General features: G+C 31.3%; 12 protein-coding genes and 1 pseudogene. 7 read left to right on the plus strand and 6 right to left on the minus strand.

Annotation, left to right across the window (positions count from 1 at the left end; all coding sequences use genetic code 11):
* Nucleotides 1-50 precede the first annotated feature (50 nt).
* From hutH to A8C32_RS21340, 5 genes and pseudogenes are all read left to right on the plus strand, one after another.
* On the plus strand, nt 51-1544 hold the full coding sequence (gene hutH / locus A8C32_RS05370) for a histidine ammonia-lyase (protein ID WP_069829418.1): 1494 nt from the start codon (nt 51-53) through the stop codon (nt 1542-1544).
* A gap of 2 nt (nt 1545-1546) precedes the next feature.
* On the plus strand, nt 1547-3544 hold the full coding sequence (hutU, locus tag A8C32_RS05375) for a urocanate hydratase (RefSeq protein WP_069829419.1): 1998 nt from the start codon (nt 1547-1549) through the stop codon (nt 3542-3544).
* Nucleotides 3544-4779: an imidazolonepropionase gene (gene hutI, locus A8C32_RS05380; RefSeq protein WP_069829420.1), complete on the plus strand. Its 1236-nt coding sequence runs from the start codon at nt 3544-3546 to the stop codon at nt 4777-4779. Before hutU ends, hutI begins: the two co-directional genes overlap by 1 nt.
* A gap of 303 nt (nt 4780-5082) precedes the next feature.
* Entirely contained in the window at nt 5083-5415 is a 333-nt protein-coding gene (locus tag A8C32_RS05385; RefSeq protein WP_069829421.1) for an ArsR/SmtB family transcription factor, read from the plus strand.
* Nucleotides 5408-5853 (plus strand): annotated as a pseudogene (locus A8C32_RS21340) (SRPBCC domain-containing protein). The gene A8C32_RS05385 and the pseudogene A8C32_RS21340 overlap by 8 nt, the downstream one beginning before the upstream one ends.
* A 243-nt stretch (nt 5854-6096) precedes the next feature.
* Here the strand turns inward: A8C32_RS21340 and A8C32_RS05395 are convergent.
* Both A8C32_RS05395 and A8C32_RS05400 read right to left on the minus strand, forming a co-directional pair.
* Entirely contained in the window at nt 6097-7329 is a 1233-nt protein-coding gene (locus A8C32_RS05395) for a M48 family metallopeptidase (protein WP_069829422.1), read from the minus strand.
* 90 nt (nt 7330-7419) lie between these two features.
* Nucleotides 7420-8214 carry a TrmH family RNA methyltransferase gene (locus A8C32_RS05400; RefSeq protein WP_069829423.1) on the minus strand — a complete coding sequence of 265 codons (795 nt, stop codon included), beginning with the start codon at nt 8212-8214 and terminating at the stop codon, nt 7420-7422.
* Nucleotides 8215-8305: 91 nt separating this feature from the next.
* Here A8C32_RS05400 and A8C32_RS05405 point away from each other — a divergent pair, with 91 nt between their 5' ends.
* Nucleotides 8306-9097, plus strand: a complete 792-nt coding sequence (locus A8C32_RS05405; RefSeq protein WP_069829587.1) for a DUF6503 family protein — start codon at nt 8306-8308, stop codon at nt 9095-9097.
* 50 nt (nt 9098-9147) lie between these two features.
* Here A8C32_RS05405 and A8C32_RS05410 read toward each other — a convergent pair whose 3' ends face one another.
* Complete coding sequence (locus tag A8C32_RS05410) at nt 9148-10212, minus strand: DUF3810 domain-containing protein (protein ID WP_069829424.1); 1065 nt, start codon at nt 10210-10212, stop codon at nt 9148-9150.
* A gap of 221 nt (nt 10213-10433) precedes the next feature.
* Here A8C32_RS05410 and A8C32_RS05415 point away from each other — a divergent pair, with 221 nt between their 5' ends.
* Nucleotides 10434-11894 carry an aminoacyl-histidine dipeptidase gene (locus tag A8C32_RS05415; RefSeq protein ID WP_069829425.1) on the plus strand — a complete coding sequence of 487 codons (1461 nt, stop codon included), beginning with the start codon at nt 10434-10436 and terminating at the stop codon, nt 11892-11894.
* A gap of 132 nt (nt 11895-12026) precedes the next feature.
* Here A8C32_RS05415 and A8C32_RS05420 read toward each other — a convergent pair whose 3' ends face one another.
* The 3 genes from A8C32_RS05420 to cysS all read right to left on the minus strand — a co-directional run bounded on the left by A8C32_RS05420 (nt 12027) and on the right by cysS (nt 15266).
* The gene (locus A8C32_RS05420) at nt 12027-13334 is read right to left on the minus strand and encodes an AlbA family DNA-binding domain-containing protein (protein WP_069829426.1); all 1308 of its coding nucleotides are present in this window, start codon (nt 13332-13334) and stop codon (nt 12027-12029) included.
* A gap of 190 nt (nt 13335-13524) precedes the next feature.
* On the minus strand, nt 13525-13749 hold the full coding sequence (yidD, locus tag A8C32_RS05425) for a membrane protein insertion efficiency factor YidD (RefSeq protein ID WP_069829427.1): 225 nt from the start codon (nt 13747-13749) through the stop codon (nt 13525-13527).
* Nucleotides 13750-13784: 35 nt separating this feature from the next.
* Complete coding sequence (gene cysS, locus A8C32_RS05430) at nt 13785-15266, minus strand: cysteine--tRNA ligase (protein WP_069829428.1); 1482 nt, start codon at nt 15264-15266, stop codon at nt 13785-13787.
* Nucleotides 15267-15301 lie beyond the last annotated feature (35 nt).

Here is a 15301-nt window from a genome sequence, read left to right on the forward strand (position 1 = left end):
TTGTGAATCAAAAATAAGGATAACTTTGTGAAAACTAACTTTTTTGAATCATGATATTTAAATACGGAATAGATAACTTAACAGTAAACAAGGTGTTTCATATTTTAAAAGGTAGTCTTAAAGCCGAAATTACGCCAGAAGCCAAACAAAAAGTCAACGATTGTAGGTTAAAAGTAGAAGTCATGGCTAGAGGTAATAAAGCAGTATATGGTATCAATACAGGTTTTGGCCCGCTTTGCGATGTTCAAATAACCGCAGAAGAGACTGATAAGTTGCAAGAGAATCTATTAATAACACATGCCGTAGGCGTTGGCGAGGCAATTGATAAGCAGATATCTAAAATTATGATGATATGTAAAGTACATGCATTATGTCAAGGGTTCTCTGGTGTTAGATTAGAATTGATTGAACGTATTATATATTTTATTAATAATGATTTATTACCTGTAGTTCCAGAGCAAGGATCTGTAGGAGCATCTGGAGATTTAGCACCGTTATCTCATTTATTCTTACCGCTTATAGGAGAAGGCGAATTTTGGGTAAACAATAAAATAATATCAGCAAAAAGCATATTAGAAAAACATAAATTAAAACCTTTAAAATTAAAAGCAAAAGAAGGCTTAGGTTTAATAAACGGAACTCAATTTATATTAGCTCATACCATAATAGGTTTGCAAAAAATGGAATATTTACTTGATTTAGCCGATGTTAGTGGCGCTATGAGTATAGAGGGCTATCAAGGAAGCGCAGCACCATTTAGAGATGAGTTACATAAAATTCGACCCTTTAAAGGATGTATAAAAGTAGCAGAACGTATGTTCATGCTACTTTATAAGTCTCAAAATGTCGATGCTCATGAAGGCTGCGTACGTGTTCAAGACCCATATTCTATGCGATGCATACCTCAAGTACATGGCGCATCACGTAATGCTTATTATCATTTAAACGAATTGGCAGAAATAGAAATGAATGCTGTTACAGACAATCCCATAGTGTTAAGTGAAACCGAAGCTATTTCTGGAGGAAACTTTCATGGACAACCCTTAGCTATGGCAATAGATTATTGCGCATTGGCAGCATCAGAATTAGGAAATATATCAGATAGAAGATGCTACTTGCTTTTAGAAGGTAAGTTTGGGTTACCAAGATTATTAACCACAGGAGGTGGCTTAAATTCAGGATTCATGATTCCGCAATACACAACAGCAGCATTAGTAACAGAAAACAAATCGTTATGCTTTCCGCCTTCAGCAGACAGTGTGCCTACATCTTTAGGACAAGAAGATCATGTATCTATGGGAAGTATTTCATCTCGAAAATTTAATCAAATTTTAGGAAATATCGAAAAAATATTAGCCATTGAGTTAATGTACGGCGCTCAAGCATTAGAATTTAGAAGACCAAATACATTCTCCGATATTATTGAGAAAAATTTCAAAATAATAAGAGAAAAAGTCCCTAAACTAGAAGAGGATAGAATCTTAAAAGATGATATTAATAATATGATTGAATTAGTGAAAAACCAAGTTTTTAGCTTAAGATAGGTATGACATTTCAAGAACAAATATTACAAGGTATTCCAAATAAAATACCAGCTACAAAAGCATATCCAGCAGATGCGAATAGAGCACCAAAACGAAAAGATATTTTGTCGAAAGATAAAAAGCGATTGGCAATAAAAAATGCGCTAAGGTATTTCCCTAAAACATGGCACGAAGAATTATCTATAGAGTTTGCTCAAGAATTAAAAGTGTTTGGAAGAATCTATATGTATAGATTCAAACCAAATTATGCTATTTATGCCAGAAATATAGAAGCATACCCAGCAAAATCCTCGCAAGCAGCAGCAATTATGTTGATGATCCAAAATAATTTAAACCCAGAAGTAGCTCAACACCCAGAAGAATTAATTACTTATGGTGGGAATGGTGCCGTTTTTCAAAATTGGGCTCAGTATTTATTAGTTATGCAGTATTTGGCAACCATGACAGACGAACAAACTTTGCACATCTATTCTGGTCACCCTATGGGATTGTTTCCTTCTTCAAAAAATGCTCCAAGAGTTGTTGTTTCTAATGGTATGATGATACCCAACTATTCAAAACCAGACGATTGGGAAAAATTTAATGCTTTAGGAGTCACACAATATGGACAAATGACAGCGGGATCGTTTATGTACATAGGGCCACAAGGTATCGTTCATGGAACCACGATAACCGTTATGAATGCTTTTAGAAAGATTTTACAAAAAGAAGATACACCAAAAGGAAAAATATTTTTAACCTCAGGACTAGGAGGTATGAGCGGCGCACAACCAAAAGCAGGAAATATTGTTGGCTGTATAACCATTTGTGCAGAAGTAAATCCCAAAGCAGCAACCAAAAGGCATGAACAAGGTTGGGTAGATATTTTAATTGATAATATAGAAACTTTAATTGTAATTGTAAAAGAAGCTCAAGACAATAACAAAGTAATAGCCATAGCTTATATAGGGAATGTTGTAGAAGTTTGGGAACGTTTTTATGAAGAAAATATCTTTATACATGTAGGATCAGACCAAACATCGTTACATATTCCTTGGACAGGTGGTTACTATCCCGTTGATGTCTCTTATGAAGAATCAAACAGGTTAATACGAGAAGAACCAAAAAAATTTAAAGAAAAGGTACAAGAAACGCTTAGGAGGCATGCAGAAGCTATTAATAAACATACAGCAAAAGGCACCTATTTTTTCGATTATGGAAATGCCTTTTTATTAGAAGCCTCTAGAGCAGGAGCTCAAGTTATGGCAAAAAACGAAATTGATTTTAAATACCCATCTTACGTACAAGATATATTAGGCCCTATGTGTTTTGATTATGGTTTTGGACCTTTCCGTTGGGTTTGTGCATCAGGAAAACCTGAAGATTTAGACATTACCGATACAATAGCAGCATCTGTTTTGCAAGAGATTATGGAAGATGCTCCAGAAGAAATCCAGTTGCAAATGCAAGACAATATCATGTGGATTAAAGAAGCCAAGCAAAATAAAATGGTTGTAGGCTCTCAAGCTCGAATTTTATATGCCGATGCAGAAGGACGTGCTAAAATAGCAGAAGCATTTAATAATGCTATAGCATCTGGTAAGATAGGCTCTATTGTTTTAGGGAGAGATCATCATGATGTAAGTGGAACCGATTCGCCGTACAGAGAAACATCAAACATATATGATGGAAGTAAATTTACAGCAGATATGGCTATTCATAACGTTATTGGCGATAGTTTTAGAGGAGCCACTTGGGTTTCTATACACAATGGCGGTGGCGTTGGTTGGGGAGAAGTAATAAACGGAGGTTTTGGAATGCTTTTGGATGGGACAAAAGAAGCAGGAGAACGTTTAAAAAACATGCTGTTTTATGATGTAAATAATGGAATAGCTCGCAGAAGTTGGGCAAGAAATAAAGAGGCTATATTTGCTATTAAACGTGAAATGAAAAGAACACCTAATTTAAAAGTGACTATACCAAATTTAGTTGAAGATGATATTTTAAACAATTTATTTTAATGGCTACACTATTTAAAAATATTAAAGAATTAATTCAAGTTCGCAAGGAGTCTATTTCATTTGTTTCAGGTAAAGATATGAACCAATTGCCAACTATTAAAAATGCTTTTTTAGTTGTAGAAAATGGATTGATTGCAGATTATGGAGCTATGAATGATTGCCCAAAAAACGATTTTTCAGAAGTCATTGATGCTACAGGAAAAATGATATTACCGACTTGGTGCGATTCGCATACACATATCGTTTATGCAGGAAATAGAGAAGGTGAATTTATAGACCGCATTAAAGGGTTAACCTACGAGGAAATAGCAAATAGAGGAGGAGGTATTTTAAATTCAGCTAAAAAGTTACAAGAAACAAGCGAAGAAAACCTATACGAACAAAGTAAAGTACGTTTAGAAGAAGTCATGCAACTAGGTACAGGAGCTGTTGAAATAAAATCCGGTTATGGGTTAACTGTAGATGCCGAATTAAAAATGCTCAGAGTTATTAAACGTCTAAAAGAAAATTATCCAATTGAGATTAAAGCAACTTTTCTAGGAGCTCATGCAATTCCAGAAGCATATAAAGAGTTAAAAAATGATTACTTACAATTATTAATAAATGAAGCCTTACCAAAAATTAAAAACGAAAACCTAGCAGAATACATCGATATTTTTTGTGAAACAGGCTATTTTTCTGTTGAAGACACCCAATTAATGTTAGAAGCAGGAAAACAGTATGGGTTAATCCCAAAAATTCATGTCAATCAATTTACAACTATTGGAGGTGTGCAAGTAGGAGTAAAGCATCATGCACTTTCTGTAGATCATTTAGAAGAAATGAGTGATGAAGATATTAATACTTTAAAAAATACTAAAACAATGCCAGTAGCATTACCAAGTTGTTCCTATTTTTTAAGTATTCCATACGCACCAGCTAGAAAAATGATTGATGCCGGTTTGCCTTTAGCATTAGCAACAGATTATAATCCAGGTTCGACACCATCTGGTAATATGAATTTTGTAGTCTCTACAGCTTGCATAAAAATGAAAATGACCCCAGAAGAAGCCATAAATGCAGCCACAATAAATGGGGCTTACGCTATGGGATTAGAAAATAAAGTAGGAAGTATATCTAAAGGGAAACGGGCTAATTTAATGCTTACAAAACCAATTAATTCTTATGGTGTTATACCTTATTCTTTTGGAACAAATCAAATAGAAAGCGTATTTATAAATGGTGTTAAAATTTAAAGATACTTATCTGTTTTTAGGTTTTTAAACATTTAATTAATACTTATGTTTAGCCTATTTATTGCGCTTTCATGTATTAATACTAATCTTTTCGAGATATCTTTTCTCTAAAAGAAACTCAAAATACGGTTTTAATATGACTTCATGTAGACAAAAGATGAGTTTGTTTTAGAATGGAGTTGATTATATATAATACTCAAGAACTATTAGTCTTATTTTATAAAGAGATAAAAACAATAATTTTTAAAATTTATTTACGTAACCAAATAGTTATATTTATAACCAATCAGTTACTTAATAAATATGAGAAGAGATGTTTTTCAAGCTATTGCGGATCCTATAAGGAGGGATATTATAGAATTATTAGCTATTGAAACATTAAGTGTTAATAAGGTAGTTGAAAAATTTGAAATTAGTAGACCAGCAATTTCAAAGCATTTAAAAATATTAAACGAATGTGGAATAATAGATTTTAATAAAGTAGGTCGAGAGCGCTTATGCTTAATTCAGCCAAAAAAATTAATACCAGCCTTTCTATGGATAAAACAATACAATAAACTATGGGAAGATAGAATAGACTCTTTTGAAAATTATCTTAATAAAGTGCAAACAGAAAAAAACAATAAAGATGAGTGATTTAAAAAACAGAACATTAACTATTGAAAAAACATTTAATGCGCCTTTAAAGTTAGTATGGGAAACATGGACTAAACCAGAACATATTGTTAAATGGTGGGCTCCAAATGGAATGGATGTTAAAGTGCTCGAACATGATTTTACAATTGGAGGAAAATGGAAGTATTCAATGCTAATACCAGATGGGGTGAATTTATTTCTGAAGGTGTTTATAAAGAAATTATTGAACTAGAAAAGATTATTACTTCAGCAGATTTTAAACCCATGACAGAAAATGTTGAATTAATTGCTTTATTTAAAGCAGATGGAGAACAAACTAAATTTACATTTAGTGTAATTCATGCTACAGAGGAATATTGTAAGCAACAAGAAGAAATGGGATTCTATAATGGATGGGGATCTGCATTCGAAAGGTTAAAAGTTATTGTTGAAGATTAAAAATAAATCACTATTATTAGGCAATAAACAGATTACAAAACTTAGAAAGAGTGCTTCGCAATGACGTAAAAACATGAAACGTATCTGTCATTGCGAAGGAGGTACGGCTGAAGTAATCTGTCCGTTTGAAACAATAATGAGATAGGTTGTTTCATTTTGACAGTGCTCAGTTCAGGTTAAATAAAAAGTGTTTCACAATGCTGTTCAATACTATTTTTAGAGCACCTCTTTTTTTTGTAACTACTATTTCCTTAAATTAGTAATACGCTCTAATAATGTAGGGTGTGAGTAATGCATAAACACATAAGTTTTGTGTGGCGTTAAATTACTCAAACTATTTTTTGATAATTTTTTAAGAGAAGAGATTAAAGGCTCTGCTTCATATGTGTTTTTAGCATAATTATCCGCTTGATATTCAAATTTTCTGGAAAATATATTCATAATTAAACCAGTAATTTCAGAAATAGGAGAATACAGTAATCCAAAAGCAATTAATCCAATATGAAAACTTGGTACCTCAACACCTAGTGCATTAGAAAGTAATGGATTTGATATAAAAAGAGACAAAATAAAAAGGGTTAAGCCTGTTAATAGAATAGAAGCAGACAAATTAAAAATAATATGTTTCTTTTTATAATGACCAACTTCATGAGCTAAAACGGCTACTATTTCGTCTTCATCTAAATCATTAATAAGTGTATCGTAAAGTGTTACACGCTTTTCACTACCAAATCCAGAAAAATAAGCATTGGCTTTAGTGCTACGCTTAGAACCATCAATAACAAAAATCTTGTCTAATTTAAAACCAACAGTATTAGCATACTCAGATATTTTATCACGTAAACTTCCAGACTCCAAAGGTGTTTGCTTATTAAATAACGGTACAATAAGCTTAGAGTAAAACATATTCATAAACAAAGAGAAAAAAGCGACTAATCCCCAAGCATATAACCAAAAATAAGCTCCAGTAACTTGATAAAACCATATAATTAAAGCCAATATACCACCACCAAGGATAGACATCATGAGCCAACCTTTAATTTTATCAAAAAAGAATGTTTTAACACTTGTTTTATTAAATCCAAATTTTTCTTCAATAACAAAGGTGCTGTAGTATGAAAAAGGTGTTGTTAATATATCGCTACCAATCATAATAATTCCAAAGAAAATAAGCGCAATAACAATAGGGTTTTCACTATAAGTTCTAGCTACATTGTCAATAAATTCAAAACCATCAAGAAGCAAGAAACCTAGGGTTAATGCAATAGAAAATGTAGAAGTTATAATACCAAACTTGTAATTTGTGGCTTTATAAGTTTGTGATTTTTTATATTCCTTGTCATCATAAACATCTTGTAGTTCTTTAGGAAGTACATCGTTAAAATGTTTTGCATTTAGAGCATCTAGAACCTTATCAACTATAAAGTCTATAATAATTATGGCGATGATGATGTAAAAAAGTGTTGTCGAGGTCATAAAGTATTTAAATTGGGGGTATTTAAGCTTTTAAATTTCAAAAGTACTCAATTAGAATTTGATATTTGTGTTTTGATTACAACATAATTTTTAAAGAAAATTACGTTGTCTTTTAGCTTCAAAAATAAGGATTCCAGCTGCAACAGATACATTCATAGAGTCTATTTCTCCTTGCATAGGTATAATAATGTTTTGGTTGGAATTTTTTAACCATTCATGACTTAAACCTGTGGCCTCCGTGCCTACAATAATAGCTGTAGATTTTATGAAGTCTTGGGTGTGATATGCTACAGATGCTTGTAAGGCTGCGCAATAAATATTAATACTTTTAGCTTTTAAAAATTTTATAATTTCGGTAGTACTTCCACTAGCAATTTGATTGGTAAATAAACACCCCACACTAGAACGAATAATATTTGGGTTATATAAATCTGTCTTAGGGTTTGCTATAATAACAGCATCAGCATTTGCAGCATCGGCAGTTCTTAAAATAGCACCAATATTTCCTGGTTTTTCAGGAGCTTCGGCAACTAAAATTAAAGGTGTTTTTGTATTGAATTTTAGATCATTTATAGCATGTGTCTTATTTTTAACAATAGCAAGAAGCCCTTCTGTAGTATCTCGATATGCTAGTTTTTCATAAACCTCTTTAGAAACTTCAATAAGGTTTGTTTGGCTAGTAATCAAGTCACTAATTTGTTTTTCTGAAATTAAACCAGAGTAAAATAAAAGTGTTTCGATCTCATACCCACCCTTTAAAGCTAATGTGGTTTCACGAACACCTTCAATTAAAAAGAGCCCAGTTTTTCTGCGTTCACGAGACTTGTCTTTTAATTGAGTTAGCTGTTTTATAAAGCTATTTTGAATGCTTGTAATTTCTTTCATAAGTACGGGAACAAAAGTAATTTATTTTAATGTAATTTTGATAAGTTATTATCGACATAAGATATATTATAAATCAAACCCAAATATAAAAATGAAAAAAATACTTTTGGCTTTAGCCTTGGTATCATTAGTAGCTTGTAAACAAACTACCGAAACGAAAAAAGAAACTAAACAAATAGAAAAAACTATTGTAGTTTCAAAAACATATCCAGAAAATATTTCAAAAATATTTAAAGCGCATGGAGGTTTAGATGCTTGGAATAGTTTACAGTTACTTGAATTTACAATGAAAAAACCTAAAGGAGATGAGGTAACAACTACTAATTTAAGAAATAGAAAATCATTAATACAAATGCCAAATCATACTATTGGTTATAATGGTAAAGATGTTTGGTTAAAAGATAAAGATACCGCAGTATATAAAGGTAAACCTAAGTTTTACTACAATTTAATGTTCTATTTTTATGCTATGCCTTTTATATTGTCAGATGATGGAATTGTATATGAGGATGTTAAACCATTAGAGTTTGAAGGTAAATCATACCCAGGAATTAAAATCTCATACAATGCTGGTGTAGGAGAATCTCCAGAAGATGAATACATTTTATATTATGATGCTGAAACAAATAAAATGGAATGGTTAGGTTATACCGTAACCTATTTCTCTAAAAAGAAAGGTAAAGAGTTTCACTTTATAAAATATAGTAATTGGCAAACTGTAGATGGGTTAATACTCCCAGAAACTTTAACATGGTATAATTATGAAAATAATATACCAACAACAAAGCGTAATGATTTAAAGTTTACAGATATTAAATTATCAAAAGAACAACCAAACACTACAATTTTTGAAGCTCCAGAAGGTTCAAGAATTATAGAATAACTAACAATATATAAACCTGCAAGACTCAGGTAATGAGTTTTGTAGGTTATTTAAAATGACCTCCTAAAATAATTAACAAATAAAGCAACTACGTAACTATAACTCTCTATGCCTTTATCTTGTTTATTTGCTTTTAAAAAATTACCGTAGAATAATTTAAATACAGGTTCAGTAGGGTTTTGGTGAGCATCCCAAAAATCACGAATCTCCTTGTAGTTTTTTAAAATCCCTTTATTCACTTCACTAACTATATCTTCGTATAAACATGCGTCTCGCCTATAGATTTCGTTTAAACAAAAACGCAATCCAAAGGTATAGCCAGTATATTTAAAATAGATATTATCATGATTAATAGCTGCCATACAGCCAATAAAATTAGCTTCATTTTCTGCTGCATAACCTAACTGGTGTGCAATTTCATGAGAAGACGTGGTAGGGAATTTATATGAAGGAATTAAAGCATCTATCTGTGCTTCGTTTGTAAATGGATTTAAATAACCACTAAAACCCATATAGGTTAATGGGTAGCTATACAGTGATTTTTTTATACTTATGGGACTGTATTCTAAATGAGAAAACACTTGTTTTAAATTTTTATAACCAACAGGTGTCATTTTAAGAATTTCACTTTTACTAAAAGGTAAATCTACTTTAATAGTATCATTTTTTGTAATAGAATAATGTAATTCGTTTGATTTTTTAATCAATTCCTTAGTTACTTGTACCAATTGTTCGGAAGTGTAATCGCTTTCAAGATACAAACTTTTGTATAATGGTAACCTGTAATAATTTAACCCCCAAAATAAGTGAAATACACAGTAAAAAATAGAAACAGCAGAAAACACATCAATAAACCAATGCAATGTATCTTGTCGCAAGCGTTTTCTGTTTTTTAAAACCCAGCGAACAACATAAATAATGGTAAGTGTGTAGACTAAATCGCCAAAAGAAAAAGGCATCCAACCCAATATAAATCTAAATGTTTTTGAAATAAAAGGATATAAACCATTACTGTAATATTGCTCAACAAATTCGGGAAAGTTGGATAATAATTTTACTAGCAAATACTGCGGAATGAGTAACAGTGCTATAATTGTTTTTTTATTTTTTAGCATATTTCAAAAGTAATAAAAAATTGTATCCTATTGTAGTTGTTAACTTATTAAGGTTTCTTCCTGTTTTATTTGTAGAATCTACTTTAATCAAGGAGTTAATGAATATGAATATTTTCATTATATCTTTTTCTCCTAGCTTAAAAAAGGACGCACTTCAATTAGGAGTAGCTGTCAATGTCAGATCATTTTTACTACATTTGTGAAACTTTATAAAACATATTATGAGTTCAGAAATAAGAAAGCTACAACCACAATTACTTTGGAATAAATTTGCCGATTTAAATGCAGTGCCTAGAGCATCAAAAAAAGAAGAGCGTGTTATTACGTTTATGAAAGATTTTGGTGAAAAATTAGGTTTAGAAACTATTGAAGATGTTGTTGGTAATGTCATTATAAAAAAGCCAGCAACTCCGGGAATGGAAAACAGAACGACTATCGTTATGCAATCGCATTTAGATATGGTACATCAAAAAAATAACGATACTGTTTTCGATTTTGATACTCAAGGTATTGATATGTTTGTAGATGGCGACTGGGTAAAAGCAAAAGGAACGACACTAGGGGCAGACAATGGTTTAGGAGTTGCCACTATAATGGCTATTTTGGAAAGTACAGATATTGCTCATCCAGCTATAGAAGCTTTATTTACTATAGATGAAGAAACAGGCATGACAGGTGCCATGGGATTAAAAGGCGGCTTGCTTTCTGGAAGCATTCTTTTAAATCTAGATACCGAGGAAGATGATGAAATTGGTGTAGGTTGCGCGGGAGGTATAGATGTTACAGCAACAAGAGTTTATAATGAAGAAGAAACACCAGAGTTTAAAATAGGTTATACCATTACGGTAAAAGGTTTACAAGGCGGACATTCTGGAATGCAAATTCATGAAGGTTTAGGAAATGCTAATAAAATAATGAATCGTTTATTATTTGATGGTTTTGAAAACTTTGGACTACGAATTTCTGAAATAGATGGAGGAAGCTTACGTAATGCTATTCCTCGTGAAAGTAAAGCTATAGTAGCTATAGATGCTATTCATGAAGAGGCTTTCTTGTCTGAAATGAAATTGCAAGAACAAATTATTAAAGCAGAATTGAAAACTAAGGAACCCGATTTAGAAGTTAGTATTTCTAAATCTGATTCGCCAGAAAAAATAATGGATTTAGGCGTTCAAGAAGGGCTTACTAGAGCTATTTATGCGGCGTGTAATGGTGTGTATAGAATGAGTGCAGATATCCCAAACTTAGTTGAAACGTCTAACAATATTGCTAGGGTAGTAGTTAAAGATGGAGAAGTAATGATAGGGTGTTTAACACGCTCTTCTGTAGAAAGTGCTAAAGTTGATTTAGCAAAGACATTACAAGCAACTTTTGAGCTAACAGGATGTTATGTAGAGCTGTCTGGAGATTATCCAGGATGGACACCTAATATGGATTCACCTATTTTAAAAGTGATGGAAAAGATTTATGAAGATTTAAATAATGAAAAACCACATGTTGCCGCATGTCATGCTGGATTAGAATGTGGTATTCTTGGAACTAATTATCCAGATATGGATATGATTAGTTTTGGCCCCAATATAAAAGGAGCGCATTCTCCAGACGAGCGAGCTCAAATTTCATCTGTTCAAAAATATTGGAAATTTGTTTTAGAGATTTTAAAGGAGATTCCTGCGAAATAATAGGTTAAGAATTTTTTTGTTTCCTTTAGTGATTGGTATAAGAAACGAGGTGTTGTAAAAAAGGCAGTTTCGTTTCAGGTAAAAATAAGACGAATCATTTTATGTTTATATGTTGTGATTTTCGTGTCGTTATTATTTTTCATTATAATATTTTTTTCCATAAATAATTAAATCGATATGACAAACAGCTTTTCTAATAAAAGATTTTGTAGTAGAAGATTGATTGAAATAATTGTTATAGATATTTTTTAAAATTAGAACTATGTATGATAGGTCAATTTCACTTTCTTTTAAATGAGTAATTGCTTGAATATAATATCTTAATTCAGTTGCTGATATTTTAGAAAAGTCAATATGCTGTTTAGTTTTAAGTGATTCATACGCTTCTGAAATTTTCTTAGCAGCATCCGTTCCTGTTGAAATATTTCCAATTTTAAATTTGGAAGGATTATCTTTTTCTAAAATGAATCTTTTTTTAACGTCTTTTACTTTATTTCCTTTTTCGGTTTTTAAGATTTCTGAAATTTCTGATTTTTTAAGCTTCGAATTTACTAAATAAAAATATATAGGATAATAAACACTATTTTCATGTAGAACTCTTCTGAAGAACTCTTTCGAACTATTAGTGTCTAATTGTTGCTCAAAAAAAGAATTGAATAGCTCAAAATGAGTAATAATATGGTATTTGTTTTCAATTAGTTGTATGATTTTATTACTATCAATAGGTTGTACATCTCCAATCAGTTTTAAAGTTGGAGCACCATCTTTTTCTACAAATTTACCTTCATTAATAAAAGTGAGTTTTTTCAATAGTTCTTCTGGTATTAGTAATTTATTTTTTGAACCTATAAGTTCACCATTTTCAATATTAAGCAATCCGATATTTTCAACTCCAATTGTGGCAACATTATTAATTAGTTTTAACCATTTTTCATTAAGTTGGGTTTGTTTTTCTTCAATAATATCTCTTAAATCTCCGTACGATATTTTTCTACTTTGTCCTGGATATCTATAAAAAATATCACCTTCTTGGATGTTATTATTAGCCGTTTTAATGGTAATTACAGGTTTGTTTTCTGATTTATAGATATAAAGAAAACCAATTTCTAAACCATTTATAATTTTTATAAATAATTCAAATTTGATTTCAGGGGCAAAATAATCTAATAATTCTTGAGATAAATCTTTATTATCAAATTCTTTGAGTTTATTGTTTTTTAAGCCTATTAATTCGCCGTTATCTTTAATTCCATATAAAATCAATCCTCCATTTGAATTGGCAAAACTAGCAATCCATTTATGTAGCTTTTTATCTTTATGTTTAGGGCTGTGGAAACTTTCTTTAAACTCAATTTCTGAATTTTCTTTTTGTCTAATAAAGTTTTCGGAAACTATAAAGTATTGTTCCCATTTAAATTCTATTTCAAATGATTTTTTCAAATGGTTAGTTTTAATTGTACACAGCTTTAACGAATATGGAATCGTTTAATACTGAAAATAAATTTAGCACAAGGTGTTTTTATATTCTGTGTTAAACGAAGTTAGTTGATTTTTTTATAAAGTCAAACTAGCAATCTATAATTATTTAAAAATTAAGTGTAATATTCGTGATTGATAATCATAGTAAATATTAAGGCACAGGATCATACCCAGAACCTCCCCATGGGTGACAGCTAAAAATACGTTTTATAGCTAACCATCCACCTTTAAATAGGCCATGCTTTTTTAAAGCTTCTTTAGAATAATGAGAACAAGTAGGTTGAAATCTACAACTTGCAGGCGTTAATGGTGATATAAGTGTTTGATATACTTTTATCAAAAACAAAAACGGTGCTATAAGTAGTTTTTTAAACATCTATATTTAAAGTCCTCTCCTTTGGAGAGGATTTATTAGGAGAGGCTAAACGTCGTCCCGTCTTTACCATCCTTTAACTGAATACCAGCTTCAGCTAATTCATCTCTAATTTTATCAGAAAGGGCAAAATCTTTATTGGCTCTAGCGTCTTGCCTTAGTTTAATTAGTATATCTACAGCACTAGAAAGTTTATCGGTTCCAGCTTCTGTTTTAGTAGCATTTTCAAGACCTAGAACATCAAAAACAAAAGCATTTATAGTCTGTTTTAAAAGAGACAAGTCTTCTGTGTTTAAAGTTTCTGTTCCTTCTTTTATTTGGTTGATATATTTAACACCTTCAAATAAATTAGCAATTAAAATAGGTGAATTAAAATCGTCATTCATGGCATTGTAACAAGATTGTTTCCATGCATTAATATCTATTGAAGATGTTTTTGAAGCTTTTAAACTATCTAAAACATGAATAGCATCCATTAATCTGTTAAAGCCTTTTTCACTAGCAAGTAATCCATCATCAGTAAGGTCTAAAACACTTCTATATGAAGATTGAGCCATAAAGAAACGAATAACACCAGGCGCATAAGCTTTACTCATTTTATCATTATCTCCAGAAAGTAACTCACCAGGATTAATTGTGTTTCCTGTTGTTTTAGACATACGTTGTCCATTTAACTCAAGCATATTGGCATGCATCCAATAATTTACAGGAGACTTTCCTTTGGCAGCTTCATTTTGAGCTATTTCACATTCGTGGTGGGGAAATTTTAAATCCATACCACCTCCATGTATGTCAAACTGTTCGCCTAAATATTTTGTACTCATTGCAGTACACTCTAAATGCCAACCAGGAAAACCGTCACTCCAAGGTGATGGCCAACGCATGATGTGTTGAGGTTCGGCTTTTTTCCAAAGCGCAAAATCCTGTGGATTTTTTTTATCACTTTGTCCGTCTAACTCACGTGTGTTATGAATTAAATCTTCTAATTTACGTTTGCTTAATTTTCCGTACTCGTTAGTCTCATCAAATTTGTGAACATCGAAATATACAGAGCCATTAACTTCGTAAGCAAATCCGTTATTTATAATAGTATTAATTAACTCTATTTGTTCAATGATATGTCCAGTAGCAGTAGGCTCAATACTTGGAGGTAAAAAATTGAAAGTATTAAGTATGTTATGAAAGTCAACAGTATAACGTTGAACAACTTCCATGGGTTCAATTTGCTCTAAACGTGCTTTTTTAGTAATTTTATCTTCTCCTGCATCTGCATCGTTTTCTAAGTGACCAGCATCAGTTATATTTCTCACATAACGGACTTTATAACCTAAGTGTTTTAGGTAACGAAATACCATATCGAAAGACATAAATGTTCTTACGTTCCCTAAGTGTACATTACTATAAACTGTAGGTCCACAAACATACATACCTACGTGACTATCATTTATAGGTTTAAATATTTCTTTTTGACCAGTAAGTGAGTTATATATTTTTATTTGGTTTTCTTTAAAAAGTTGCATAATTGTGTAGGCGATGGGTGTTAAGTGGCTACAAA

It is taken from the genome of Flavivirga aquatica (assembly GCF_001747085.1).
GTDB classification, from domain to species: domain Bacteria; phylum Bacteroidota; class Bacteroidia; order Flavobacteriales; family Flavobacteriaceae; genus Algibacter_C; species Algibacter_C aquatica.